Source organism: Alphaproteobacteria bacterium, assembly GCA_019635875.1.
Taxonomy (GTDB): domain Bacteria; phylum Pseudomonadota; class Alphaproteobacteria; order Reyranellales; family Reyranellaceae; genus JAFAZJ01.
Map to the genome: position 1 here is coordinate 249797 of JAHBYP010000008.1, position 23855 is coordinate 273651.

The window sequence follows — 23855 nt, forward strand, 5'->3', positions numbered from 1 at the left end:
GTCATCCCGAGCGCAGCGAGGGATCTAGGCCGGCACTAGATCCCTCGCTTTGCTCGGGATGACACAGGAGGTTCCCATGAGCCTGTTATTCGAGATCGCGCCGATCACCACGATGCATACCAGAGCCGCGCACGGCCTGACAGCCGCCGTCGGCTGGGCGCATCGCTACGAGGACTGGCTGTTCGCGCTGTCGGTCGGAAACGGCCTGGGCGCCTTCGACGGCGCCGGCGCGCTGCGCGGCGCGCTGATGTGGTTCCCCTACGGCGATGACTTCGCCACGATCGGCATGGTCGCCGTCGATCCCACCGTGCATCGCGCCGGCATGGGGCGGGCGCTGATGACACGCACGCTGGCCGATGCCGCCGGCCGCTCGCTGCTGCTGATCTCGACCGAGGCCGGCCGCCGGCTCTACGAGTCGCTGGGCTTCGTCGCCATCGGCGAGAACGCCGCCCACATGGGCACGGCCGTCGATGCCGGCGTGACCGGAACGATCGAGCCGGCCGGCCGCGCCGACCTGCCGGCGCTGGTCGCGCTCGACGCCAGCGCGATGGGCTTTCCGCGCGAGGCGCTGCTGGGCGCCCTGGTCGAGGCCGGCGAGGTCGTCGCGCTGCGCCGCGAGGGCGGCATCGTCGGCTTCTCGGTCTGCCGGCTCTTCGGCAGAGGCCATGTCGTCGGCCCGGTGGTCGCACGCGACAACGAGGAGGCGCGCCGCCTGATCGCGTTCTGGCTCCGGCGGCACGCCGGCCGGCCGCTGCGCGTCGACGTGCCGAGGGAGCACGCCGCCATCGCCGCCTGGCTCAACGAGCTCGGCCTCGAGCGCGGCGGCGAATTGCCGATCATGGTGCGCGGCACGCCGCCGGCGCCGTCGGGACCCGCCCGCCGCTTCGCGCTGGTCAGCCAGGCGATGGGCTGAAGCGGCCGGCCGAGACCGGCATCGCGCCGCCACGCGAATCCGGCTCCCAGCCCATCACGCGCAGCGTGCCGTCGGCCGGCGCCATGTCGACGCTCAGCCGCGTGAAGCTGTTGAGCACCGGGGGTGCCACCCACTCGAACGCCGGTGCCTCCCGACCGGACCAGGCCGAAAGCGCCGCGATCCGCCTCGCATTGTTCTCGGCCGGCCTGCCGACACCGCAGACACGTGGCTCCCAGCCTTCGCGCGGATCCTGCCAGGCATTGGCGATCGCGCCGTCGGCGACGCGGGTCCGTGCCGCCGTCTCTTCCCGTTCGATCACCACGCATTCGCCGGGCCTCACTCCGACCAGCGTGAACAGCACCGCGCGCGCGAGCGGCGCCCGCTCCAGCATCGCGCGCGCCTCGGCGAATCTCGCGCAGGTCTCGAAGACGTGGCGCAGCAGATGCTCCGGCGGCCACCTGCTGGCCGAGCGCAACGGCCGCAGCGCATTGCGCGCATAGTCCGTCCAGCGCATCGCGTCGCTCGACGTGCGGCGCGGCATCGGTGCCTGGTTGATCGCGGCGGCGAAGCGCCCGGGCGCAACGGCCGTCAGCACGCCGACGAAGCCCGGCCACGTGACGTTGAGGAAGTCGCCGGCCGGTCCGCGCTGGCGCACGACCTCGGCCAGTCGGCCGAGGCCCGGGAACGGCCAGTCGAGCGTGCGGCGCAGGCGCGGCCCGCATGCTCCCTCATCGGCCAGTGCCGTGCAGCCGAAGAGATAGGCGCCGTGCAAGGTCCACGCACCCGGCCTGCCCAGGCCGGCCTGGATGGCGGCGATGTCGGTGGCGTAGGGCGAGGCCGAGCGCTTCATCCAGCGGCGCACGATCGGATCGCCGATGCGCGCCAGCGCACCGCCGGCCGGGACCCAGCCGAGGCACGCGTCGCGCACCGCCCGCGTCTGTCCGGCACGCGCGCGCGCATGCGCCGCCGGCCCACCGTCGCGGGCATCGAAGAACGGGACGGCCGGCAGATCCATGGGTTGAGCATACGCTCATTTCGGAGCACCGGCAATCGACCGCCTTTCGCCGAACTGCCGGTCAGGCGCGGCGATTTGCGCTACGACCTGTCGTTTAGACTCCAGTCGTAGAAGTCGTTCACGATCCTGGGCCCACGGGCAAGGACGGCCGCGAGCTCACCGGTGGCATAGCGCGCCAGATGAGCGACGATGGTGGCGTCGCTGCCGCCGAAATCGCCGCGGTACCATCGGTAGATGCTCGAGACCCATAGGCTGTCGCCCTGGCGACGCACGCCATAGGCGCCGTTCACATACGCCCTCGCGGCGCGATCCATCGCATCGTCCGCCGCCGCGTGAGAGATTGGCCGCACGGGCAGCGCGGGACAGCTTGTCGAGGCGCAGTTGACGACGTAGTGCAGGCGCGCATCACGCCAGAGCGGGCGCAGGATGCGATGCTCGATGTCGTTGAGCGACACTCGTTCATTCTCGATCCGCAGCAGCTTGGCATCCCACGGGCCACCGAAGAAGGCGGCTGTCAGGCCACCGCCAAGGCGGATATCGCGAATCGACTTCACCGGGTAGTGGTCGAGCACGATCCGAACGGTCAGGGCGTTGTACAGGTTCACCCAGTAGGCGAGCTGCTCGGCACGCCGCAGCGATGACACCGGGCTGCTTTCCAGGGCGGCGATGTACGACTCCAGCGCCCGACGATCCTCGCCGGCTATTCGCGCGTAAGGCAGGCGCACGACTCCGTAGGCGTCGCTCGCGGCGTAGCGATCGAGGAAAGCGGCCCAAATCGCGTGGTCAATCGCTGTGGCACTGCCATCGTCGTGCGATGACCAGCGCTGCCAGGGATCGGCGCTGGGCTGGGCGAGCGCCTCGGCGGATGGGGTGGCGACGGCTGCGAGTCCGCCGATCATCGCTCGCCGCGTCATCCGGGGCGCACCGGCGGTGCCATTCATCTCGATACCTCGTCGCTGTGCGGCGAAAGATCAGATGCGGCAGCGTTCACTTGACACTCAAGTCTGTGTGATCCGGCTCCCGGCAACGACAACGTGAATGGCGACGGTCAGTACGCATGGGCACAGTGCCGCCGCACGACGGAGTCCGCGATGATCGAGCGATCGACGATGAGCCCGGACGAGATCGCGGCATGGCCGGCCTATCGCGGCGATGGCGGCGAGACGCCGCACGAGCGCGCTCGCCGGCTGATGCGCAAGCTCGGCCTGTGGTCGCCGGCGCAGGCCTATGGCCGCCGCTGGGGCGTCGGCTGCATCGCCGTCGAGATCACGCAGCGCTGCAATCTCGATTGCGGCCTTTGCTATCTCTCAGACTCGTCCGAGGCGCTCAAGGATCTGCCGCTGCCGGAGGTCCTGCGGCGCCTGGACGACGTGCGCTGCATCTATGGCGAGGGAACCGACGTGCAGATCACCGGTGGCGATCCGACGTTGCGCGATCATGACGAGCTGGTGGCGATCGTGCGCCACGCCGCGGCGATCGGACTGCGGCCCGCGCTGTTCACGAACGGTATTCGCGCCACGCGGGAGCTGCTGGCGAGGCTCGCCAGCGCGGGCCTTGTCGACGTGGCCTTCCATGTCGATACGACGCAGAACCGCAAGGGCTACGACTCGGAAGTCGCGCTCAACGCCCTGCGCGATGTCTACGTCGAACGCGCCCGCGGGCTGGGCCTGAACGTCATCTTCAACACCTCGCTGCACACCGGCAATGTCGGCGAGGTCAGGGCGCTGGTGCGCTACTTCTTTGCCCGGGCCGGCACGATATCCTTTGCCAGCTTTCAATTGCAGGCCGCAACCGGCCGCGGCGTGCTGGGCAGCCGGCCCGAGACGCTGACGCCGGCCGCAATCTGCGCCGCCATCGATGCCGCCCTGGCCGCGCGCCTGTCATGGGACTTTCCACTCGGCGGCCACCCGGCCTGCAACCGCTACGCCTGTGTGCTGGCGGCGGGACAGGAGGCCTTCGACCTGTACCGCGATCGCCCGTTCCTCGAGCGCATGCTTGAGGAGGCCGTGGATGTGCGCCTCGACCGGCGACATCGATTGCGGTCTGTCGCGACGCTACTGCGGTTCTGGATGGCGCGGCCCGGGCTGTGGTTGCCCGGGCTGCGATGGGCCGGCCGGTTGGCCTGGCGCATGAGGCGCGGGCTGTGGCGCGGACGCGGCAGGGTCGAGAAGGTCTCATTCTTCGTCCACAACTTCATGGACGCCTGCAAGCTCGAGCGAGATCGCATCGAGGCTTGCGCGTTCATGGTGGCCACCGCCGACGGCATGCGGTCCATGTGCCTGGTGAATGCGCAGCGCGACCGATTTCTGCTGCCGCCGATCAGGCTCCACCAGCCAGGCCATCGCCTTTTCTGGGATCCCGTCACGGGCGCGACAAGCGAACGCGCCCACGCACCCTCGGTCGTGCAGTTGTCGCGCAAGACGGCCAAAGGCCGTGCCCGCGCGCGATTCGACCGCACGGACGCCTCGTCCACCGGCTGGTAGTGCGCCGCGCCATCCGCTGCTCGCTCATATTCGCTGCCGTGCTGCTGTGCTCGGCGCCGCCGGCCGCGGCGTGCGAGATGTCGTTTCCCCGGATGATCGAGGTGGGCGGTACCGCGCTCTTCCTCAATGGCCAGGGTTGGCGTGTCGTCTCGCCATGGGGCATTCGGGCCTACGCGGCGGCACTCTACCAACCTACATTGACGACCGCAGCGTCTGAAGCGCTGCGCCTCGGGCGGTCCTGGGCGGTCGAGATGGTCTATTGCCGCGAGGCGTCGGCGGCCGCGATCCGCGAAGCCTGTCTTACGTCGCTGCGCGCCAATTGCCGCATCGGCTGCGTGCTCGATGGCGACGCCACTGACGCCTTCCTCGCCACGCTGGCGGACGCCCGCCCGAAGACGCGGTGGCGTTTCGTCTTCGACGGCGGGAACCTCAAAGTGCATGAGGACCAGGTCCTTCGCGGCGGTATCGCCGGCCCCGCCTTCGCCCGGGTGTTGCTCGAGACATGGATCGGCCGGGTACCCCCTACGACAGACCTGCGCGAGGCGTTGCTCGGCCACAAACAGCGATAATCCATCGACCCGCACCGGAGCCTGTCGATTTCCGGCCAGCCCATCCGTCTCTATGATGTCCAGCCAAGGGAGACGGAGATGGCCAAGTTCATGCTGCTGCTGCGCGACAACCCCAGGGACTTCACCGCGCTGTCGCCGGCCGAGATGCAGGCGATCATCGGCAAGTATCGCGCCTGGTCACAGGGGCTGCGCGAGGCCGGCAAGCTGGTCGGCAGCGACAAGCTGCGCGACGATCCCGGCAAGGTGCTGCATCACAGCGGCGCGCAGGTCACGGTGAAGGACGGGCCGTACGCGGAAAGCAAGGAGCTGATCGGCGGCTACTTCGTGATCGAGGCCGAGGACTACGCCGCCGCCTGCGAGATCGCCAAGGGCTGCCCGCATGTCCGACCGGGCGCCACCGGCACCATCGAGGTGCGTCAGATCCACGAGATGTGAGCGCCATGCGGCCGGCGCCCTGCGACCCCGTCGGCGCGCTGGTCGATCGCCTGTTCCGCCGCGAGTCCGGCCGCATCGTCGCCGCGCTCGCGCGCAGCCTGGGCGCGCAACGCCTCGACCTCGCCGAGGACGTGACCCAGCAGGCGCTGCTGCAGGCACTGCGCGTCTGGCCCTATCGCGGCGTGCCCGACGACCCCGCCGCGTGGCTGTTCACCGCGGCGCGTCGGCTGGCGATCGACGCCGCGCGCCGCGACGCCACCTTGCGCCGCCATGCCGCCGCCATCGAGCGCGAGCTGCTGGCGCGCACGCCCGCGCCGCCGGGCGCGCGCTTTACCGAGGAGCTCGCCGACGACGAGCTGCGCCTGCTCTTCATGTGCGCGCACCCGGCGCTGTCGGAAGAGATGCGGCTGGCGCTGATCCTGCGCGTCGGCTGCGGGCTGTCGACGCGCGAAATAGCATCCGGCGTGCTGCGCGAAGAAGCCACCGTGGCGCAGTGGCTGGTGCGCGCGCGCCGGCGCGTGCTCGAGCGCGGCCTGTCGCTCGACATGCCGTCGCCGCGCGACTTGCCCTCGCGGCTGGCGACGGTGCTCGACGCGCTCTACCTCGCCTTCAACGAGGGCCATGGCGCGGCCGACGGTGACGCGCTGGTGCGTGCCGATGTCTGCGACGAGGCGGTGCGGCTGGCGCGGCTGCTGGCCGATCACCCGATCGCCGGCCGGCCCGAAGCCCAGGCGCTGGCGGCGCTGCTGCTGTTCCATCTCGCGCGCCTGCCGACACGGACCGACGCGGCCGGCGAGATCGTGCTGCTCGCCGACCAGGACCGCGCGCGCTGGGATCGCGCGGCGATCGCCGAGGGCTTCGCGCGCCTGGAGCGCGCCGCGACCGGCCAGCACCTGTCGGAGTTCCACCTGCTCGCCGGCATCGCCGCCGAGCACGCGCGCGCCGCGACGTTCGACGAAACCGATTGGCGCTCGATCCTCGGCTACTACGACACGCTGGTGGCGCTTGCGCCCTCGCCCGTGCATCGCCTCAATCGCGCCGTCGCCGTGGCGATGACCGATGGCGTCGCGCGCGGCCTGGCCGAGGTCGAGGCGCTGGCCGGCGAGGCGGCACTGGAGGAGTACTTCCTGCTGCCTGCCATTCGCGGCGAGTTGCTGCGCCGGCTGGGCCGCGACGCCGACGCCGCGCGCGCCTTCGCCGAGGCGGCGCGGCTGACCCGTTCGATGCCGGCGCAACGCTTCCTTCTGCGCCGTGCCGGCACACAAGCGGTCACATCACCGGGAGCGGTGGTGTCGGGCGCTTGATCCGCCGCTGGCGGTCGCCGAGGCTCGCGGCATGCGACGCCCGCCTCCGATCGGCCGCCGGCTCGCCTCGGCGATGGCGTTCGCCGCGCTGGCCGGCGGTGCCCGGGCGCGCGACGAGCCGGTGCTGCGACTGGCGCTCGCCGCGCTCACCGGTCACGAAGAGCGCCGGCGCGCAGCGTTGCGCGGGCTGGTCGCACTGGAGCGGCCGGACGTCGTGCCGGTGCTGCTCGACCTGTGGTTCTTCAATCCCGAGGATTTCGAGGTGATCGGCCCGGCGTTGCGCGCCGCCGCCGGGCGCGACGTGGGTAAGGGCTGGCAGGAATGGATGGTCTGGCAGGAGCTGAACCCGCGCGAGCCGTTCGCCGGCTACGACGTCTTCAAGGCCAATCTGCTGCACGCGATCGATCCCAACTTCCTCGACTTCGTCTCGCCCGGCGCGCGTCGCGCCATCCGGCTCGAGGAGATCGTCTGGGGTGGCGTCGCCAAGGACGGCATTCCCGCATTGGTGAACCCCAGGTTCATCGCCGCCGGCGACGCCGACTGGCTGTGGCCGGGCGAGCTGGTCTTCGGCGTCGAGGTCGGCGGCGACGTGCGGGCGTATCCGCACCGCATCATGGATTGGCACGAGATGGCCAACGACGTGGTCAGCGGCGTGCCGGTGGCGCTGGCCTACTGCACGCTCTGCGGCGCCGGCGTGCTCTATGAAAGCCATGTCGCCGGCCGCGCCAAGCCCTTCGAGTTCGGCTCGTCGAAGCTGCTCTACCGCTCCAACAAGCTGATGTACGACCGCGAGACTCTGTCGCTGTGGAACCACCTCGGCGGCACGCCGGCGGTCGGCCCCCTGGTGGGATCCGGCATCGCGCTGCGCACGCGACCGATCGTCGTCACCACCTGGGAGCGGTGGAAGCGCGACCAGCCCGGCACGCGCGTGCTCTCGCTCGACACTGGCCATACGCGCGACTACGCGCCCGGCAAGCCTTATGGCGACTACTTCACCCGTCCCGGGCTGATGTTCCCGGCGGCCGCGACCGACGGGAGGCTGAAGCCCAAGGACATCGTGCATGGCGTGCGGCTGGACGGCGCGCTGCGCGCCTGGCCGGTGAAGGCCTTCGCCGGCGGGCGCGTGGTCAACGACATGGTCGGCGCCGTGCCCGTCGTGGCGATCGGCGAGGGCGCGACCGAGACGGTGCGCGTCTATCGTCGAGGCGCGCTCACCTTCGACGCGCTGCCGGGAGACAGATTGCGCGACGAGAGCGGCACGACGTGGTCGCGCACCGAATCCGCCCTGGTCGCGCCGGATGGCCGGCGGCTCGAGCGCGTGCCCGGCCACAACGCCTACTGGTTCGGCTGGCGCAACCAGTTCGGCGAGCGCGCCGGCCTGTGGACGCCGCCGTAGGCGAGACCGTCAGGGCCTGGCGGCGACCGCCTCGACCTCGACCAGCATGTCGGGCGCGGCGAGCCCGGACACGATCACAAGGGTCGAGGCCGGGAACGGGTCGTGGATGTATTTGTCGCGTACCGCGCGAAAGGCGCCGATGTAGCGCGCATCGGTGAGGTAGACATTGACCTTGATGATATCGCCGTAGCTCATGCCGGTGCTCTTCAGCACCGCGCCGATGTTCTTGAAGACGGCATCGCACTGCTTCTCGATGCCGGCGGCGACCTTGCCCTTGGCGTCGGTGCCGACCTGGCCCGAGACGTAGAGGACGCGCTGCCCCGGCGGCAGCTCGACGCCATGGGTGTATTTGCCGGCGAGCGGAACGGTCTTCGGATTGTGACGCGTGACTGGCATTGAGCCTCCCGATCGCCCGCGACGCACCGGCGATTGCGCCGGTCGGCCCGCGGGACTATTGCTGCGCCTCCCCCTGGCGCTTGGTCGGATTGAAGCGGTGTCGGCAGCGATGTTCAAGCCCGTGCATGTGATCGGCGGCGGTCTCGCCGGCAGCGAGGCCGCCTGGCAGCTGGCGCGCGCCGGCGTCCCCGTGGTGCTGCACGAGATGCGACCCATTCGCGGCACCGATGCGCATATCACCGATTCGCTGGCCGAGCTGGTGTGCTCCAACTCCTTCCGTTCCGACGACGCCGCGAGCAATGCGGTAGGCCTGCTGCACGAGGAGATGCGCCGCTGCGGCTCGCTGATCCTGCGTGCCGCCGATCAGCACAAGGTGCCGGCGGGCGGCGCGCTCGCCGTCGATCGGCACGGTTTCTCCGGCGCCGTGCAAGCGGCGATCGAGGCCGAGAAGCTGATCGAGATCCGCCGCGAGGAGATCGCCGGCGCGCCGCCGCCGGACTGGGACAGCGTCATCGTCGCCACCGGCCCGCTGACCTCGCCGGCGCTCAGCCAGGCGATTCTCGAGCTCTCGGGCGAGAGCAACCTTGCCTTCTTCGACGCCATCGCGCCCATCGTGCATCGCGACTCCATCGACATGGACATCGCCTGGTTCCAGTCGCGATACGACAAGGCCGGGCCGGGCGGCGATGGCGCCGACTACATCAACTGCCCGCTCGACCGCGACGGTTACTACGCCTTCATCGACGCCCTGATCGCCGGCGAGAAGACCTCGTTCAAGGAGTGGGAGAAGGACACGCCCTATTTCGACGGCTGCCTGCCGATCGAGGTGATGGCCGAGCGCGGCCGCGATACGCTGGCCTTCGGCCCGATGAAGCCGGTGGGGCTGACCGATCCGCGCACCGGCCGGCGGCCGCACGCCGTGGTCCAGCTGCGCCAGGACAACGCGCTGGGCACGCTGTTCAACATCGTCGGCTTCCAGACCAAGCTGAAGCACGGCGAGCAGACCAGGATCTTCCGCATGATCCCCGGCCTGCAGCATGCGGAGTTCGCGCGGCTGGGCGGCCTGCACCGCAACACCTTCATCAACAGCCCGCGCCTGCTCGACGGCACGTTCCGCCTCAAGGCGCGCCCGGCGCTGCGCTTCGCCGGCCAGATCACCGGCTGCGAAGGCTATGTCGAGAGCGCCGCCGTCGGCCTGATGGCGGGACGTTTCGCCGCCGCCGAGCGGCTGGGCGTCGAACCATCGCCGCCACCGCGCACCACGGCGCTGGGCGCGCTGCTGGCGCACATCACCGGCGGCGCCGACGCCGCGACCTATCAGCCGATGAACGTGAATTTCGGCCTGTTCCCCGATGTACCCACGCCGGCAGGCGCCAAGCGCCCGCCGCGCGGCAAGGACAAGAAGCTCGCCATCACCAGCCGCGCGCTCGCCGATCTCGACGCCTGGTTGGGTGTAACCCGTCAGGCGGCGGAGTAGAAATCCTGTCATTCCGAGCGCAGCGAGGAATCCAGGTCGCTCTGGATTCCTCGCTGCGCTCGGAATGACAGGTTGACCTGGTCCAACTACTCTCCTGCCTGACCGCAAGGGGAGGACCAGGCATGAAGATCGGCATCACGATGTTTCCGACGGACTACTCGATCCAGCCGCAGGAGCTGGCGGTCGAGGTCGAGGCGCGTGGTTACGAATCGCTGTGGTTCCCCGAGCACAGCCACATTCCCACCAGCCGCACATCGCCATGGCCCGGCGGTGCCGAGCTGCCGAAATGGTACTACGACACCTATGACCAGTTCGTCGCGCTGGGCGCGGCGGCGGTGGTCACCAAGACGATCAAGCTGGGCACCGGCGTGTGCCTCGTCGTGCAGCGCGATCCGATCTATACCGCCAAGGAGGTCGCGACGATCGACCGGCTGTCGAACGGAAGGCTGCTGTTCGGCGTCGGCGGCGGCTGGAACGCCGAGGAGATGGCCGATCACGGCACGGCCTTCGGCACGCGCTTCAAGCTGATGCGCGAGCGCATCGAGGCGATGAAGGAGATCTGGCAGCGCTCGAAGCCGAAATACGCCGGCGAGATGGTGCAGTTCGGGGAAATGATGCAGTGGCCCAAGCCGGTGCAGAAGCCCTATCCGCCGATCATCGTCGGCGGCGGCTTCCCGCAGGGCGCGCGCCGCGCCATCGCCTACGCCGATGGCTGGATGCCGATCGGCGGGCGCGGCGGCGACACGCTGTCGATGCTGCCGCCGTTCCGGGCGATGCTGAAGGAAGCCGGCCGCGCCGAGGCCGACGTGCCGGTGACGATCTTCGGCGTCGGCATGGACGCCGACGCGCTCAAGCGCGCCCGCGACGCCGGCGTCGATCGCGTCGTCTTCGGCGTGCCGCCGGAAGCGAAGGACAAGGTCCTGCCGCTTCTCGACAAGGGCGCCCAGCTGATGCGGTAGCCCTATTCCGCGGCCACGGACCGAACCTCTGCTGCTGCCTTGCAGTGCGCCGCGATCTTGGCGGCGAGCGACTGGCAGAGCGGACCGGGAATCTCGTGGCCCATTCCGGGCTCCTCGTGCATCGCCGCGCCCGGCACCGAGGCGGCGACGTCGCGGCCGCATTCCACCGGCAGCAGCGGATCGTCACTGCCGTGAATCACCAGGGTCGGCAGCTTGAGCGACTTCAGCAGGGCGGTGCGGTCGCCGTCGGCGATGACGGCGTAATACTGGCGGCCGACGCCCTGCGGGTAGTAGCGGCGGTCGACCTGCCGCTCGACGGTGGCGCGCAGCACCTCCTCGTTCTCGGGGTAGGCCGGCCCGCCGATGGCGCGGCGCAGCGCCATGCTGTGCCGCAGGACCTCGGCGCGGTCGTCGGACATCGGCCGCGTCATCAGCATCTTCATCGCCTCGGGCTTGCCCGGCGGTAGGCCGCGGCGCCCCGAGCTCGACATGATCACCGTCATGCTGCGCACGCGATCGGCATGGCGCGCGGCCATGTGCGGCACGATCATGCCGCCCATCGACAGGCCCGCGACATGCGCGGCCCTGATGCCCAGCGCGTCGAGCAGACCGATGCCGTCGGCCGCCATGTCGGCCACGGTGTAGGGCGGGCTGAGCGGCTTGCCCGCGATCGCCCTCATCATCACCTCGTTCATGTCGACGACGCCGGAGGAGTCGAAGTCGCTCGACAGGCCGACGTCGCGATTGTCGTAGCGCACGACATGCAGGCCGTTGGCCGCCAGCGCCTCGACGAAGGCGTCGGGCCACAGCGTCAGCTGCGCGCCCAGCCCCATCACCAACAGGATGGTGGGATCGCGCGGATCGCCCGATGTCTCGTAGGCGATGGTGAGGCCATTGGCCTTGGCCGTGGGCATGTCGTCTCCTGTCTCCGTGATGGCGCCATCGTGCCTCAGAAACGGCCCGTGCGCACCGCCCACCACAGGCGGATCGGCGCCACGGCCGATGGCGTTTCGGCGGACAGCCCGAACACGCGGAAACCCGCATGGCGGATGCGCGCGATCTGGCGGTCGAGCAGCCGCGCCTGGACAAGCACCGGCAGAGCCTGCCGCGGCACCTTGCGGCGATGGCGGCGCGCCTCGCCCAGCAGCGCGTCCGCGCGATCGAGCACGACGCGCACCACGCCGGCCAGCCGCTCGTCGGGCTGTCCTGTGAACAGCGATTCGGGATTGATATCGCCCAAAAGGTCCCGCGGCAGCATCAGCCGGCGGCGCGCCGCGAGATGCGGTGTGGCGTGCGCCAGCCCGGCCAGCGACCACGCCGTGCCGATCGCACCGGCCGCCGCGCGCGCATCGGCGTCGTCGATGCCCAGCAGGTCGAGCATCAGCAGCGAGAGGGCACCCGACGTCGCCGCGGCATAGTCTTCGAGCGAGGCCAGTGATTCGAAGGGCTCGTCCTCGAGATCGTGCAGGCGGCCGTCGAGCAGGGCCTCGAACCGCTCGCGCGGCGGGCGGCGCCGGGCGATGGCATCGGCCAGCGGCGCCATCACCTGATGCGCGCGCACCTTGCCGGCATAGGCCTCGGCGATGGCTTCGCGCCACCATTGCAGGCGGATCTGCCCCAGCATCGGCTCGCGCACCACCTCGCGGGTGCGGGCGATCTCGGCGTTGAAGGCCAGCGCGGCCCACAGATCGCGGCGCGCCGCCTCGGGCGCGAACAGGCTGCAGAGCCAGCGCCCGTGATCGGCGCTGCGGGCCTGGGTCGCGCAATAGGTCCAGGCCGCCGCCAGGTCGTCGTCACCCCCGTTGGGGCCATGCTGCATCGCGATACCTCGTCCGACCGCACGGCGGACCTACCACATATTGAAACGACTCGCCGATATGATAGCCTTCGATCCCGATACCGAGTCCCACAAGAACCAATGAGGGGAGCCTGTAATGGCCGCCATACTCCAATCCCTTGGCCGTACGCTGCTGGCAGGTCTCGTCCTGCTCATCGCCATCATCGTCATCGTCGGTGCGCTTACCGGCGCCTTCATCAAGGTCGATCACACCTGGGCGACCTTCATCATGCGCTGGCTGCACGTGATCTCGGGCGTGATGTGGATCGGCTTGCTGTGGTACCTCAACTTCGTGCAGATCCCGACCGTGCCGAAGATCGAACCGGCCGAGCACCGCGCGGCGATCAGCAAGTTCATCGCGCCCGAGGTGCTGTTCTGGTTCCGCTATGGCGCGCTCGCGACGGTCGTCACCGGCCTGCTGCTGGCGTGGATGAGCGGCTACATCCTTGAGGCGCTGCTGCTGAACAAGGGCGTGCACGCCATCGGCATCGGCATGTGGCTGGCGCTGATCATGGCCTTCAATGTCTGGTTCATCATCTGGCCGAACCAGCAGAAGGCGCTGGGCCTCGTCGACTGCCCGGCCGACCAGAAGCCCAAGGCGGCGCGCATCGCCATGCTGACCTCGCGCATCAACACCCTGCTGTCGATCGCCATGCTCTACTGCATGGTCGCACAGCAGAACGGCGGCCTCTGACGACCGTCCGTCGATAGCACCGCACGACAACGGGGCCCTGCGGGGCCCCGTTTTTGCTGCGGTTTCGTTGTGTCGCAGAACACATACCGCACGAAGTTTGGCCATTCTGGGGCATCTGCGGCGATAGCCGTGCACCCGTCATGGTCGGGACCTATATCGGGTCCATCCCCACAGCAGGAGTCGCGTCATGGACCATCACAACCCGTACCTGTCGGAAACCCCGCCGGCCGCGCCGCGGGCCAGGAGCCTGGTGACGCACGAGCTGCCGCCGCTGCCCTATGCGCGCGACGCGCTCCAGCCGCACATTTCCGCCGACACGCTGGACCACCATCACGGCAAGCACCACGCGAAGTACGTGCAGACGCTGAACGAACTGATCCAGGGATCCAACCTCGCCAAGATGCCGCTGGAGGGCGTGATCCGCGCCACCGCGCGCAAGAAGGCGAAGGCCAAGATCTTCAACAACGCCGCCCAGGTATGGAACCACACCTTCCTGTGGCACAGCATGACGCCGCAGGGCGGCGGCCGTCCGACGGGCGCGATCGCCGAGCGCATCGATGCGGATTTCGGCGGCTACGAGAAATTCGCCGAGGAGTTCAAGACCGCGGCGACCGGACAGTTCGGCTCGGGCTGGGCCTGGCTGGTCATCGCCGATGGCAAGCTGGCGATTACGAGCACCGGCAACGCCGACCTGCCGATGGTGCACGGCCAGAAGGCGCTGATCACGCTCGACGTCTGGGAGCACGCCTACTATCTCGACTACCAGCAGGATAGGGCCAAGTACGTCCAGACCTTCCTCGACCGTCTGGTGAACTGGGAGTTCGCCAACGCCAACCTGGTGTAGCGATCAAACCGGCGGGCAGTTGATCGAACGCAATTGCTGTCATTCCGAGCGGAGCGAGGGATCCAGGGCAGGCCTGGATCCCTCGCTCCGCCCGGAAGGAAAGGGTGCCTCTGTCTTTCCGTTCGCCGCCCTAAACCGGCAGGAGGGCGGCGGCCACCCGCCGCCCTTCGGCCAGCAGGATGTTGTAGGTGCGGCACGCCCCCGGCGTATCCGCCACCTCGAGCGAAATGCCACGCCGCCTGAAAGCCTCGCGCGTCGCCGGCGGCACGAAGTCCGCGCGTGCGCCGCAACCGATCACCAGCACGTCGATGTCGCCGGGAAGCGAGCCCGGATCGAGCGCCGCGACCTGGGCGTCGGGCCAGGCGATCGTGCGAACCGCGGTCACCATGATCGCGCCGATATGCCGCGCGCCGCTCACGCGAAAGCCGCCGTCGCCGTAGCTCTGGATGACCTGCCGCTCCGTCGGATCGGGCATCGGCAGGGTCTTGTCGGTCGGTGTCGTCATCGCCGACCGCCCGCGTCACGTCTCAGGGCCGCGCCGCCGTCGCGGTCGGATTGGCGTCGTCGTCCGGCCGCAGCCGCTCGGGCCGCAGGTTGAGATAGACCAGGCTGGCGTTGGCCACCCAGATCGACGAGTAGGTCCCGACGATCACCCCCCACAGCATGGCGTAGGAGAAGCTGTGCAGCACCGGTCCGGCGAACAGCGCCAGCGCGGCCATGGCCATGAACACGGTGCCCGACGTCATGATGGTGCGCGCCAGGGTCTCGTTGACGCTGACATTGAGCATGCCGACCAGCGACATTTTCTTGTAGCGCCGCATGTTCTCGCGCACGCGGTCGAACACCACGACGGTGTCGTTCACCGAGTAGCCGGCGACGGTCAGGACCGCGGCCAGCGCCGCCAGGTTGAACTCGAGCTGGGTGATCACGAAGAAGCCGACGGTCGTCAGCACGTCGTGCGTCACCGCGATCAGCGCGCCGACCGCAAACTGCCACTCGTAGCGGAACCAGACGTAGGCGGCGATGCCCAGCATGGTGATGATCACCGCGATGATGCCGGTGCGCATCAGCTCGGCGCCGATCTTGGGGCCCACGGTCTCGGTGCGGCGGATGTCGTAATCGCCGCCCAGCGCCGCGGCGACCAGGCGGATCGCCACCTGCTGGCACCACTCGGCCTGCTGCTCCGGCGTCATCAGCACGCGCGAGGTCGCACCCGTGCCACGCGCCACCTGGGCGTCGTTGACGGCGATGGTGCGCGCGACCGCGACGCGGCGCTCATCATTGAGCGGCTGCGGCGCCACGACCTCGAGCTCTCCGCCCAGCCCGCCGGTCGCAGGCCTCAGGCCCCAGCCGTCGCCCATCGCCGCGGTCAGGAGCTTGCCGGCATTGCCGACACAGGCCGGACCGGGATCCTGGCGCTGCACGCGCACCAGCACGGTCTCGACATTGCCGAACTCCTGCAGCGTGACCTCGCCGACACCGAGGCCCGACGTGGTCGCGCGGATCGCCGCGAGACTGGCCGGGCCCTTGTTCGAGCGCGCCTCGATGGCGATGCCGCCGAGGAAATCGATGCCGAAATTGAATCCGACGGTGAAGACCAGAACCAGCGCGGCGATGTTGACCGCCGTCGACAGCACGAGCGAGTGGATGCGCTTGCCGAGGAAGTCGAAGTTGGTCCTGATCGGCATCAGGCGCAGTGGCTTCCACATGGCGGCCTCAGATCACCAGCTCGCGCGGGCGGAACGTGCGCAGCCACCAGCCCAGAACCATGCGGGTGAAGATCGTCGAGCTGAACATCGACGTCACCAGCCCCAGCGACAGGGTCACGGCGAAGCCGCGGATCGGACCGCTGCCGAAGCCGAACATCAGCAGGCCGGCGATCAGGGTGGTGAGGTTGGCGTCGATGATCGCCGACAGCGCGCGCTCGTAGCCGGCGACCAGGGCCGACATCGGCTGGCGTCCCGCCGCCTGCTCCTCGCGCACGCGCTCGTAGATCAGCACGTTGGAATCGACGGCCAGGCCCACGGTCAGGACCAGGCCGGCGATGCCCGGCAGGGTCAGCGAGGCGCCGAGCACCGACATGCCGGCGAACACCATCACCATGTTCACGACCATCGCGATGTTGGCGAAGGAGCCGAAGATCGGGCCGTAGGCGACGAACATGAACAGCACGACCAGCACCGTGCCGACGATCGAGGCGATCAGGCCGGCCTGGATGGCGTCGGCGCCCAGATCGGCGCCCACCGTGCGCTTCTCGACGATCGTCAGCGTCGCCGGCAGGGCGCCGGCGCGCAGCAGCAGCGCCAGTTCGTTGGTCTGCTGCACCGTGAACTGGCCGGTGATGATGCCGCTGCCGCCGCAGATCGCGCTGTTGATGCGCGGGGCGCTGATCACCACATCGTCGAGCACGATGGCCAGCGGGTTGCCGACGTTGTTCGTCGTCACGCGGCAGAAGGCGCGGCCGCCGGCGCTGTTGAACTGGAAGCCGACGATCGGCTGGCTGGTCTGCTGGTCGAAGGTCGCGTTGGCGCCGGTGAGATCCTCGCCGCCGACGATGATGGCGCGGCGCACCGCCTGGCACTGCACCTGGAAGCGGCGGCACACATCGGCGGCGCGCAGCTCCTTCTCTTCCGGCCGCTTCTGCGTTTCCCACTGCCTGAGCGCCTCGTCCCAGCCTTCCTTGGTTGGCAGCAGCACCGCGCTGGCCGCCACCGGGGAACCCGGAACCCAGTCGATATCGGCGAGGCGGAACGACAGCCGCGCCGTCTTGCCGACGATGCGCTCGAGCTCGGCCGGATCCTGCACGCCCGGCACCTGGACGACGATGCCGTCGCTGCCCTGGATCTGCAGGGACGGCTCCTTGGTGCCCGACTCGTCGATGCGCCGGCGCAGCACCTCGATCGACTGCTCGAGGATCTCGCGGCGGCGGCGCGCCTGCTCCTGCTCGGTGTACGACAGGCGGAAGGCGGCAGGCGCGGTGCGCTCGACCGTCAGCGTCGAATCGATGTTGCGCAGCACCGACTGGGCGTCGTTGCCCTGCGCCTCGTCGCGGATGGTGACGGTGACGACGCCGCCTTCGGCGACGATGTCGCGCGCCTGGATGCCCCTCTCGCGCAGTCGCTCGCGCACCGTGCCGGTGAGGTTTATGGCGTTCTGGCGGAACACCGTGCGCACGTCGACATCGAGCAGCAAGTGCACGCCGCCGCGCAGGTCGAGGCCGAGGTTGATCAGGTTGCCGGCGTACCACGCCGGCAGGTGGTTGAGCACCGAGCGCGGCAGGAGGTTGGGCAGCGCCAGCACCGCGCAGAACAGCGTGATGCCGAAGATCGTCCAGGTCTGCCAGCGGGGGATATGGAGCATCCGGGTCGCGCCCGGCTACTTCTTGCGGCCGCCGAACAGGCCGCCCAGCACGCTGGTGGGCTTCTGGACGGCCTCCTTGTTCGCCGCTTCCTTGGCAGTCGGCTCGCCGCGGCTGACGATGTTCTGCAAGGTGCCCTTGAGCGCGCGCACGCGCAGGCCCTCGGCCAGCTCGATCTCGATCTCGTTGTCGTTCAGGACCTTGGTGACCTTGCCGAGAAAGCCGCCGCCGGTGACCACCTGGTCGCCGCGCCGCACGCTGGCCAGCATCTCGCGGTGCTCGCGCGCGCGGCGCTGCTGCGGGCGGATCAGCAGGAAGTAGAAGACGACGAAGATGAGGATCAGCGGCGCGATGTTCGACAGCAGCCCGTCCATACCGCCGCCGCCGCCCGCCGCCTGGGCATAGGCCTCGCTGATGAACATGTCGTAACCCCGGTTTTGGGCCCGCAGGAGGGGCCGGAAAAAAGACGCCGGACTATACAGACCCGGCCCCGCATTGCAACGCGACAGATGGGTTTGCGCCGACCGTGGCGCAAGTCCCACGGTCGGAAAAATGCCTTGGACGATCAAGGCATTAGGGATAGGTTCCCGGCCGCTTCCGCCCCGCCATCAGCCGCCAGCGCCATCATGACCGCCGAGTACGAACCCCTGTTGCGCCGGATCGCCGATGCGCTCGACCGCCTCGCCCCCGCCGCGCGCCAGGATACCGACCTGAGGGCCGCCGACGCCTTCGTCTGGCATGTCGACAGCCATCGCCTGGAGCCGGTGCCGGCGGTCAGCCGCGTCGACATCAACCTCCTGCAGGGCATCGACCGCCAGAAGCAGCAGCTGCTCGACAACACACGCCGCTTCGCCAGGGGCTTCCCGGCCAACAACGCCCTGCTGTGGGGCGCGCGCGGCGCCGGCAAGAGCTCGCTGGTCAAGGCCGCGCACGCGGCGATCAACGAGGAGGTGGCGGGCCGGCCGCTGGCGCTGATCGAGATCCACCGCGAGGACATCCCCTCGCTGCCTTCGGTGCTGGCTACGCTGCGCCGCGCGCCGCGCCGCTTCATCCTGTTCTGCGACGACCTCAGCTTCGACGGCCAGGACGCGGCCTACAAGTCGCTGAAGGCGGTGCTCGAGGGCGGCGTCGAGGGCAGGCCGGAGAACGTGATCTTCTACGCCACGTCGAACCGGCGCCACCTGATGCCGCGCGACATGATCGACAACGAGCGCTCGACGGCGATCAACCCGGGCGAGGCGGTTGAGGAGAAGGTCTCGCTGTCGGACCGCTTCGGCCTGTGGCTGGGCTTCCACAACGCCGACCAGCCGACCTATTTCGCGATGATCGAAGGCTACGTGCGGCGCTACGGCCTGGACATCGACCCCGAGACCCTGCGCGCCCAGGCAGTCGAATGGTCGGTGACGCGCGGCGGCCGCTCCGGCCGCGTCGCCTGGCAGTTCATCCAGGACCTCGCCGGCAGGCTGGAGCGCAAGCTGGATTAGCGACTTGCTGTCATCCCGAGCGCAGCGAGGGATCCAGGAAGTTGACTGGATCCCTCGCTGCGCTCGGGATGACGGAAATCAATCGTGGCGCAGGGCCTCGATCGGATCGAGGCGCGAGGCGCGCTGCGCCGGGTAGAAGCCGAAGAACACCCCGATCAGGGCGCTGAAGCCCACGGCGACGACGATCACCTCGGGCTGGATCAGGGTCGGCCAGCCGGCGGCGCGCGCGACGATCACCGAGCCGCCGATGCCCAGCACCACGCCGACCGCGCCGCCGATCGCCGAGAGCGTCGTGGCCTCGATCAGGAACTGGCGCAGGATGTCGCCGCGGCGCGCGCCGACCGCCAGCCGCAGGCCGATCTCCTTGGTCCGCTCGGTCACCGAGACCAGCATGATGTTCATGATGCCGATGCCGCCGACCAGCAGCGAGACGCCGGCGACGGCGGCCAGCAGCAGGGCGAGGATACGTGCCGAGGCCGCCTGGGTCTCGGCCACCTCGGTGAGGTTGCGGATCCAGAAATCGTTGTCCTGCGCCGGCGTCAGGCGGTGGCGCTGGCGCAGCAGGTTGGCCAGCGCCTGCTCGGCCTCGCCCATGTCCTCGCCGTCGCGGATCTTGATCAGCACGGCGGCGACGGCGCGCGAATTGGCCCGGCTGGTGCCGACGACCTTCTGCTTGGCGGTCGACAGCGGCACGACGACGACATCGTCCTGGTCCTGGCCCGACGTGTTCTGGCCCTTGCGCGCGAGAACGCCCACGACCATGAACGGCGTCGCCTTCACGCGGATCATCTGGCCGACGGGATCGATATCGTCGCCGAACAGGTTCTTCACCACGGTCTCGCCCAGCAGGATCACCTTGGCGGCGCCGGAGATCTCCTGCTGGGTGAAGTCGCGGCCGCTCCGGAGCTCCCAGTCGCGTGCCTCGAGGTAGCCCGCGGTGACGCCGAGCACGACGGTCGACCAGTTGACGCCGCCGGTGACGATCTGCGCGCTGCCGCGCACCGTGCCGACCGAGACCTGCACCGCCGGCACCTCGCGCGCCATGGCGTTGACGTCCTCCTCCGAGAGCGTCCAGCGCGAGCCGAAGCCCATGCGCACGCCGCCCGAGGTCGTGCTGCCCGAGATCACGATCATCAGGTTCGAGCCCAGGCTCTGGATCTGCTGCATCACCTTGGCGCGGGCGCCCGAGCCGACCGCGACCATGACGATCACCGCGGTGACGCCGATGATGATGCCCAGCATGGTGAGCGCGCTGCGCAGCAGGTTGGCGCGCAGCGCGTCGAGCGCCGAGCGCAGGGCCTCGAGGATGCTCACGCCGCGTCCTCGCGTTCAGCGGGGGCCGCGATCAGCCGCTCGAGCTCCTGCGCCGCGTCGTTGGGCTCCTGCCGGCGATCGTCGACCACCTTGCCGTCGCGGAAGCGGATCACGCGGCTGGCGAAGGAGGCGACATCGGGCTCGTGGGTGACGACGACCACGGTCTGGCCGTCGCGGTTGAGCCGCTGGAACAGCGCCATGATCTCGAGGCTGGTCCGCGAATCCAGGGCGCCGGTGGGCTCGTCGGCGAGCAGAAGCGCCGGCTCGTTGACCAGCGCGCGGGCGATGGCGACGCGCTGCTGCTGGCCGCCGGAAAGCTGCGCCGGGCGATGGTCGAGGCGATCGCCCAGCCCCACCGTCCGCAGCGCCGCCCTGGCCTTGGCCTCGCGCACCGCGCGCGAGGCGCCGGCATAGACCATCGGCAGGCAGACATTGGCCAGCGCCGTCGCGCGCGGCAGCAGGTTGAACGACTGGAAGACGAAGCCGATCTTGCGGTTGCGCAGGGCCGCGAGCTGGTCGGGCGACATGCCGGACACCGATTCGCCGTCGAGCGCGTAGTCGCCCTTGCTCGGCGTGTCGAGGCAGCCCAGCAGGTTCATGAAGGTCGACTTGCCCGAGCCCGACGGCCCCATGACGGCGGCGAAATCGCCGCGCGCGATCGACAGCGACGCCCGCCGCAGCGCCCGCACGCGCTGGTCGCCCATGACATAGGTCTTGGCGAGATCGCGCGTCTCGATCAGCGCGGTCATGGCAGCCGCCTCTTGCCTTCCCCCGGAGGGGGAAGGTGGCGCGTAGCGCCGGATGGGGGATGTCGAAGACGGACCCCTGCGTTCGTCTTCGACATCCCCCTTCCGCCCTTCGGGCACCTTCCCCCTCCGGGGGAAGGTAGATGACCAGACCTGACCATCAGAACCGCAGGCGCGGCGGGCCGGAGGAGTCGGCCGCGGCCGGCCGCGGGCCGCCGCCGACGATCACCTCGCTGCCGGCCTTCAGCGTCGTGGTGATGATCTCGGTGCTGGTGCCGTCGCCGACGCCCAGCCGCACGCGCATCGGCTTGGCCAGCCCGTCGGGACCGACGATGAACAGCTCGGCCGGCGGCGCGCCCGCGGCTGCGGCGCGGATCGCGGCGTATTTCGGCTTCTGCTCGGCGTCGAGCATAGCGTCGATCTGCTTGGCCGCCGCCTCGCGGATGGCGCGCACCTTGGCGCGGCGCTCCTCCGGCGACGCGCCGCTGGTGAAGACTGCGCGGATCTCCGCGCCGCTCTGGGCGAAGATGCGGTCGAGCTCCTTGCGCTGCTCGTCGGTGAGCTTGAGCTGCTCGGTCAGCGCCTTCTTCATCGCCTCGGCATTGGCCTGCGGGCTGCCGCCGCGCGGCGCGCCGCCCGGGCTCGTCGGCTGGGCCTGAGGCTCGTCGCCGCCGGCGCCCGGCTGCGGCTGTTGCGGCCCGCGGCCCGGCGGCTTCCAGCGCAGCGCGGCATTGGCGACCTTCAGCACGTCGTCGCGCCGGTCGGTGATGATGGTCACCGTCGCCGTCATGCCGGGCAGCAGCTTGAGGTCGGGATTTTCGGCGGCGATCACCACCGTGTAGGTGATGACGTTCTGGATGTTGTTGGGCGCCAGCCGCACCTGCGCGACCTTGCCGCGAAAGCGATCGTTGGGGTAGGCGTTGACCGTGAAGGTCACATCCAGCCCGTCGCGCACGCGGCCGATATCGGCCTCGTCGACCGTGGTCTCGACCTGCATCTGGCGCAGGTCCTGTGCCACGGTGAACAGGGTCGGCGACGCCAAACTGGCAGCCACGGTCTGACCGACGTCGATCGAGCGCTGCACCACGACGCCGTCGATCGGCGCGCGGATCACCGAGCGCTTGATGTCGACCTCGACCTGGCGCACCGCGGCCTGGCGCTGCTGCACCAGCGCCCTGAGATTGAGCAGCTGCGCCTCGGTGACCTTGTGGTTGGCCTCGGCGGCGCGCAACGAGGCGCGGGTCGCCAGGGCCGTGTTGCGCGCTCTCTCGGCCTCGGCCGCGGAGCCCGCGCCGCTCTTCGCCAGGCCCTCGCGCCGCGCGGCCTCGCTCTCGGCCGTGGCCAGCGTAGCCCTGAAATTCTCGATGTCGGCGGCAGCCTTCTCGATCTGCGCCGCCTGCATCACCACGGCGGCCTCGGCGGCGGCAAGGTCGGCCTGGGCCGAAAGCAGCCGCGCCTCGATCAGCTCGGTGTCGATGCGCGCCAGCTCCTGGCCGGCCTTCACCCGGGTGTTGAAGTCGGCCTTGAGCTCGACGATCTGGCCCGAGAGCTGCGAGCCGACGATCACCGTCGTCACCGGCGTGACCGTGCCTGTCGCGGTGATGACCGAGGTGATCGGGCCACGTTCGATCCTGACCGTGCGGTATTTCACCGGCTGCTCGCCGCCCGAGGTGAACGCGAACGCGCCACCGGCCAGCGCTGCGATCACCACAGCCCCGCCGATCAGCCATTTCCATTTGCTGTCGAGCACGCTCGGCCCTGTCCCTAGGCCCGGCCTTCCCCGGGGCCGGTCAAAGGCAATCTACACCGGCGGCGCGATCCGCTCACGTCGAGGTTTGTGACGAAGCGTGGCCGAGCGTCCGCTCAGAACGCGATCGGCGTCGGCCCCTGGGGCACCGTGGCCCAGAAGTCAGGATCGTGACCGAAGAAGATGCGCGCGCCGCCGGCCTCCAGGGCCGCCAGCTTGTCGAGCGAGGCATGCATCTGCTCGCGGTCGTAGGCGAAGCGCGGCAGGCGCCGCTCGCGCAGGGTACGGCAGAAATAGCAGGCGTCGCCGGCCAGGACGACGTCGCCGCCGTTGAGCCGTACGCGCAGGGACTGGTGGCCTGGCGTGTGACCGGGCGTCGGCAGGCAGACCACGCTGCCGTCGCCGAACAGGTCGTGCTCGCCCTCCGGCGCGATCACCGGGTGGCCGCAATTGACCTCGCTCGGGTTGAAGCCGTAGCGCTGGGCCTGCTCGGCGTCGCGGCCGGCCTCGAACTCGGCGCGCTGGATCACCAGGCTGGCATTGGGGATCAGCGCATTGCCGCCGGAGTGATCGAAATGCAGGTGCGAGTTGATCAGGTAGTCGATGCGCTTCGGGTCGCGGTCCATCGCCTCGAGCTTTGCCGAGATTTCCTCGCCGGGCGCGTACTCGAACTTGAAGATGCCGGCGAGTCTCTCACCGACACGCGCCGCCGGCTCGCTCTGGCATTGCGGGTGCATGCCGCTGTCGTACAGCGCCAGCCCCTTGGGATGCTCGATGAGATAGCTCGGAATCGGCAGGCGCACGTCGCCTTCGCCGCCTTCCATCATGTGCTTCATGCTGCCGGTGAGGTGGCCGCAGGTCAGGGCGTAGAGCTTCACGGTCAT

Annotated in this window: 24 protein-coding genes; 11 read left to right on the forward strand and 13 right to left on the reverse strand. The window is 69.7% G+C overall.

Annotation, left to right across the window (positions count from 1 at the left end):
• The first annotated feature begins 76 nt into the window (after positions 1 to 76).
• Positions 77 to 913: a GNAT family N-acetyltransferase gene (locus KF889_25165; protein ID MBX3502749.1), complete on the forward strand. Its 837-nt coding sequence runs from the start codon at positions 77 to 79 to the stop codon at positions 911 to 913.
• Here the strand turns inward: KF889_25165 and KF889_25170 are convergent.
• Entirely contained in the window at positions 894 to 1928 is a 1035-nt protein-coding gene (locus tag KF889_25170) for a hypothetical protein (protein MBX3502750.1), read from the reverse strand. The two genes, KF889_25165 and KF889_25170, sit on opposite strands and share 20 nt — an antisense overlap.
• An 80-nt stretch (positions 1929 to 2008) precedes the next feature.
• Positions 2009 to 2869 carry a DUF547 domain-containing protein gene (locus tag KF889_25175; protein ID MBX3502751.1) on the reverse strand — a complete coding sequence of 287 codons (861 nt, stop codon included), beginning with the start codon at positions 2867 to 2869 and terminating at the stop codon, positions 2009 to 2011.
• Positions 2870 to 3019: 150 nt separating this feature from the next.
• Between KF889_25175 and KF889_25180 the strand changes: the two genes are divergently transcribed.
• The 5 genes from KF889_25180 to KF889_25200 all read left to right on the forward strand — a co-directional run bounded on the left by KF889_25180 (position 3020) and on the right by KF889_25200 (position 8115).
• A complete protein-coding gene (locus KF889_25180; GenBank protein ID MBX3502752.1) occupies positions 3020 to 4411 on the forward strand; it encodes a radical SAM protein in 1392 nt (463 codons plus the stop codon).
• Entirely contained in the window at positions 4411 to 4980 is a 570-nt protein-coding gene (locus KF889_25185) for a chalcone isomerase family protein (GenBank protein ID MBX3502753.1), read from the forward strand. The genes KF889_25180 and KF889_25185 overlap by 1 nt, the downstream gene beginning before the upstream one ends.
• Positions 4981 to 5058: 78 nt before the next feature.
• The gene (locus KF889_25190; GenBank protein MBX3502754.1) at positions 5059 to 5415 is read left to right on the forward strand and encodes a transcription initiation protein; all 357 of its coding nucleotides are present in this window, start codon (positions 5059 to 5061) and stop codon (positions 5413 to 5415) included.
• Positions 5416 to 5420: 5 nt separating this feature from the next.
• On the forward strand, positions 5421 to 6719 hold the full coding sequence (locus tag KF889_25195; protein MBX3502755.1) for a sigma-70 family RNA polymerase sigma factor: 1299 nt from the start codon (positions 5421 to 5423) through the stop codon (positions 6717 to 6719).
• A 31-nt stretch (positions 6720 to 6750) separates the two neighbouring features.
• Positions 6751 to 8115 (forward strand): DUF3179 domain-containing protein, encoded by a 1365-nt coding sequence (locus tag KF889_25200; protein MBX3502756.1) that lies wholly within the window; start codon positions 6751 to 6753, stop codon positions 8113 to 8115.
• A 9-nt stretch (positions 8116 to 8124) separates the two neighbouring features.
• Here the strand turns inward: KF889_25200 and KF889_25205 are convergent, their stop codons facing one another.
• Positions 8125 to 8511 carry a RidA family protein gene (locus KF889_25205; protein ID MBX3502757.1) on the reverse strand — a complete coding sequence of 129 codons (387 nt, stop codon included), beginning with the start codon at positions 8509 to 8511 and terminating at the stop codon, positions 8125 to 8127.
• A 109-nt stretch (positions 8512 to 8620) separates the two neighbouring features.
• Here KF889_25205 and trmFO point away from each other — a divergent pair, with 109 nt between their 5' ends.
• Both trmFO and KF889_25215 read left to right on the forward strand, forming a co-directional pair.
• Positions 8621 to 9988, forward strand: a complete 1368-nt coding sequence (trmFO, locus tag KF889_25210; protein MBX3502758.1) for a methylenetetrahydrofolate--tRNA-(uracil(54)-C(5))-methyltransferase (FADH(2)-oxidizing) TrmFO — start codon at positions 8621 to 8623, stop codon at positions 9986 to 9988.
• Positions 9989 to 10110: 122 nt separating this feature from the next.
• Entirely contained in the window at positions 10111 to 10947 is an 837-nt protein-coding gene (locus KF889_25215; protein MBX3502759.1) for an LLM class F420-dependent oxidoreductase, read from the forward strand.
• A gap of 2 nt (positions 10948 to 10949) precedes the next feature.
• Here the strand turns inward: KF889_25215 and KF889_25220 are convergent, their stop codons facing one another.
• Both KF889_25220 and KF889_25225 read right to left on the reverse strand, forming a co-directional pair.
• Positions 10950 to 11861 carry an alpha/beta fold hydrolase gene (locus KF889_25220; protein MBX3502760.1) on the reverse strand — a complete coding sequence of 304 codons (912 nt, stop codon included), beginning with the start codon at positions 11859 to 11861 and terminating at the stop codon, positions 10950 to 10952.
• 35 nt (positions 11862 to 11896) lie between these two features.
• The gene (locus KF889_25225; protein MBX3502761.1) at positions 11897 to 12766 is read right to left on the reverse strand and encodes a squalene/phytoene synthase family protein; all 870 of its coding nucleotides are present in this window, start codon (positions 12764 to 12766) and stop codon (positions 11897 to 11899) included.
• Positions 12767 to 12881: 115 nt separating this feature from the next.
• On the opposite strand from KF889_25225, the gene KF889_25230 reads away from it, so the two are divergent.
• The gene (locus KF889_25230; protein MBX3502762.1) at positions 12882 to 13478 is read left to right on the forward strand and encodes a urate hydroxylase PuuD; all 597 of its coding nucleotides are present in this window, start codon (positions 12882 to 12884) and stop codon (positions 13476 to 13478) included.
• A 250-nt stretch (positions 13479 to 13728) separates the two neighbouring features.
• Positions 13729 to 14322: a superoxide dismutase gene (locus tag KF889_25235; protein MBX3502763.1), complete on the forward strand. Its 594-nt coding sequence runs from the start codon at positions 13729 to 13731 to the stop codon at positions 14320 to 14322.
• Positions 14323 to 14452: 130 nt separating this feature from the next.
• On the opposite strand, the gene KF889_25240 is transcribed toward KF889_25235, so the two are convergent.
• Genes KF889_25240 through yajC form a run of 4 tightly spaced genes read right to left on the reverse strand, consistent with a single transcriptional unit; the run spans position 14453 to position 18102 of the window.
• Positions 14453 to 14797, reverse strand: a complete 345-nt coding sequence (locus tag KF889_25240) for an Mth938-like domain-containing protein (GenBank protein ID MBX3502764.1) — start codon at positions 14795 to 14797, stop codon at positions 14453 to 14455.
• A gap of 52 nt (positions 14798 to 14849) precedes the next feature.
• Positions 14850 to 16031: a protein translocase subunit SecF gene (gene secF, locus KF889_25245; protein ID MBX3502765.1), complete on the reverse strand. Its 1182-nt coding sequence runs from the start codon at positions 16029 to 16031 to the stop codon at positions 14850 to 14852.
• Positions 16032 to 16038: 7 nt separating this feature from the next.
• The gene (secD, locus tag KF889_25250; protein ID MBX3502766.1) at positions 16039 to 17682 is read right to left on the reverse strand and encodes a protein translocase subunit SecD; all 1644 of its coding nucleotides are present in this window, start codon (positions 17680 to 17682) and stop codon (positions 16039 to 16041) included.
• A 15-nt stretch (positions 17683 to 17697) separates the two neighbouring features.
• Positions 17698 to 18102 carry a preprotein translocase subunit YajC gene (gene yajC / locus KF889_25255; GenBank protein MBX3502767.1) on the reverse strand — a complete coding sequence of 135 codons (405 nt, stop codon included), beginning with the start codon at positions 18100 to 18102 and terminating at the stop codon, positions 17698 to 17700.
• Between the two features lie 204 nt (positions 18103 to 18306).
• On the opposite strand from yajC, the gene KF889_25260 reads away from it, so the two are divergent.
• Positions 18307 to 19164, forward strand: a complete 858-nt coding sequence (locus KF889_25260; GenBank protein MBX3502768.1) for an ATP-binding protein — start codon at positions 18307 to 18309, stop codon at positions 19162 to 19164.
• A 78-nt stretch (positions 19165 to 19242) separates the two neighbouring features.
• Here the strand turns inward: KF889_25260 and KF889_25265 are convergent, their stop codons facing one another.
• The 4 genes from KF889_25265 to KF889_25280 all read right to left on the reverse strand — a co-directional run bounded on the left by KF889_25265 (position 19243) and on the right by KF889_25280 (position 23855).
• Positions 19243 to 20406: an ABC transporter permease gene (locus KF889_25265; GenBank protein ID MBX3502769.1), complete on the reverse strand. Its 1164-nt coding sequence runs from the start codon at positions 20404 to 20406 to the stop codon at positions 19243 to 19245.
• Between the two features lie 68 nt (positions 20407 to 20474).
• A complete protein-coding gene (locus tag KF889_25270; protein MBX3502770.1) occupies positions 20475 to 21227 on the reverse strand; it encodes an ABC transporter ATP-binding protein in 753 nt (250 codons plus the stop codon).
• A 157-nt stretch (positions 21228 to 21384) separates the two neighbouring features.
• A complete protein-coding gene (locus tag KF889_25275; GenBank protein MBX3502771.1) occupies positions 21385 to 22974 on the reverse strand; it encodes an efflux RND transporter periplasmic adaptor subunit in 1590 nt (529 codons plus the stop codon).
• A gap of 113 nt (positions 22975 to 23087) precedes the next feature.
• Positions 23088 to 23855 (reverse strand): N-acyl homoserine lactonase family protein, encoded by a 768-nt coding sequence (locus KF889_25280; protein MBX3502772.1) that lies wholly within the window; start codon positions 23853 to 23855, stop codon positions 23088 to 23090.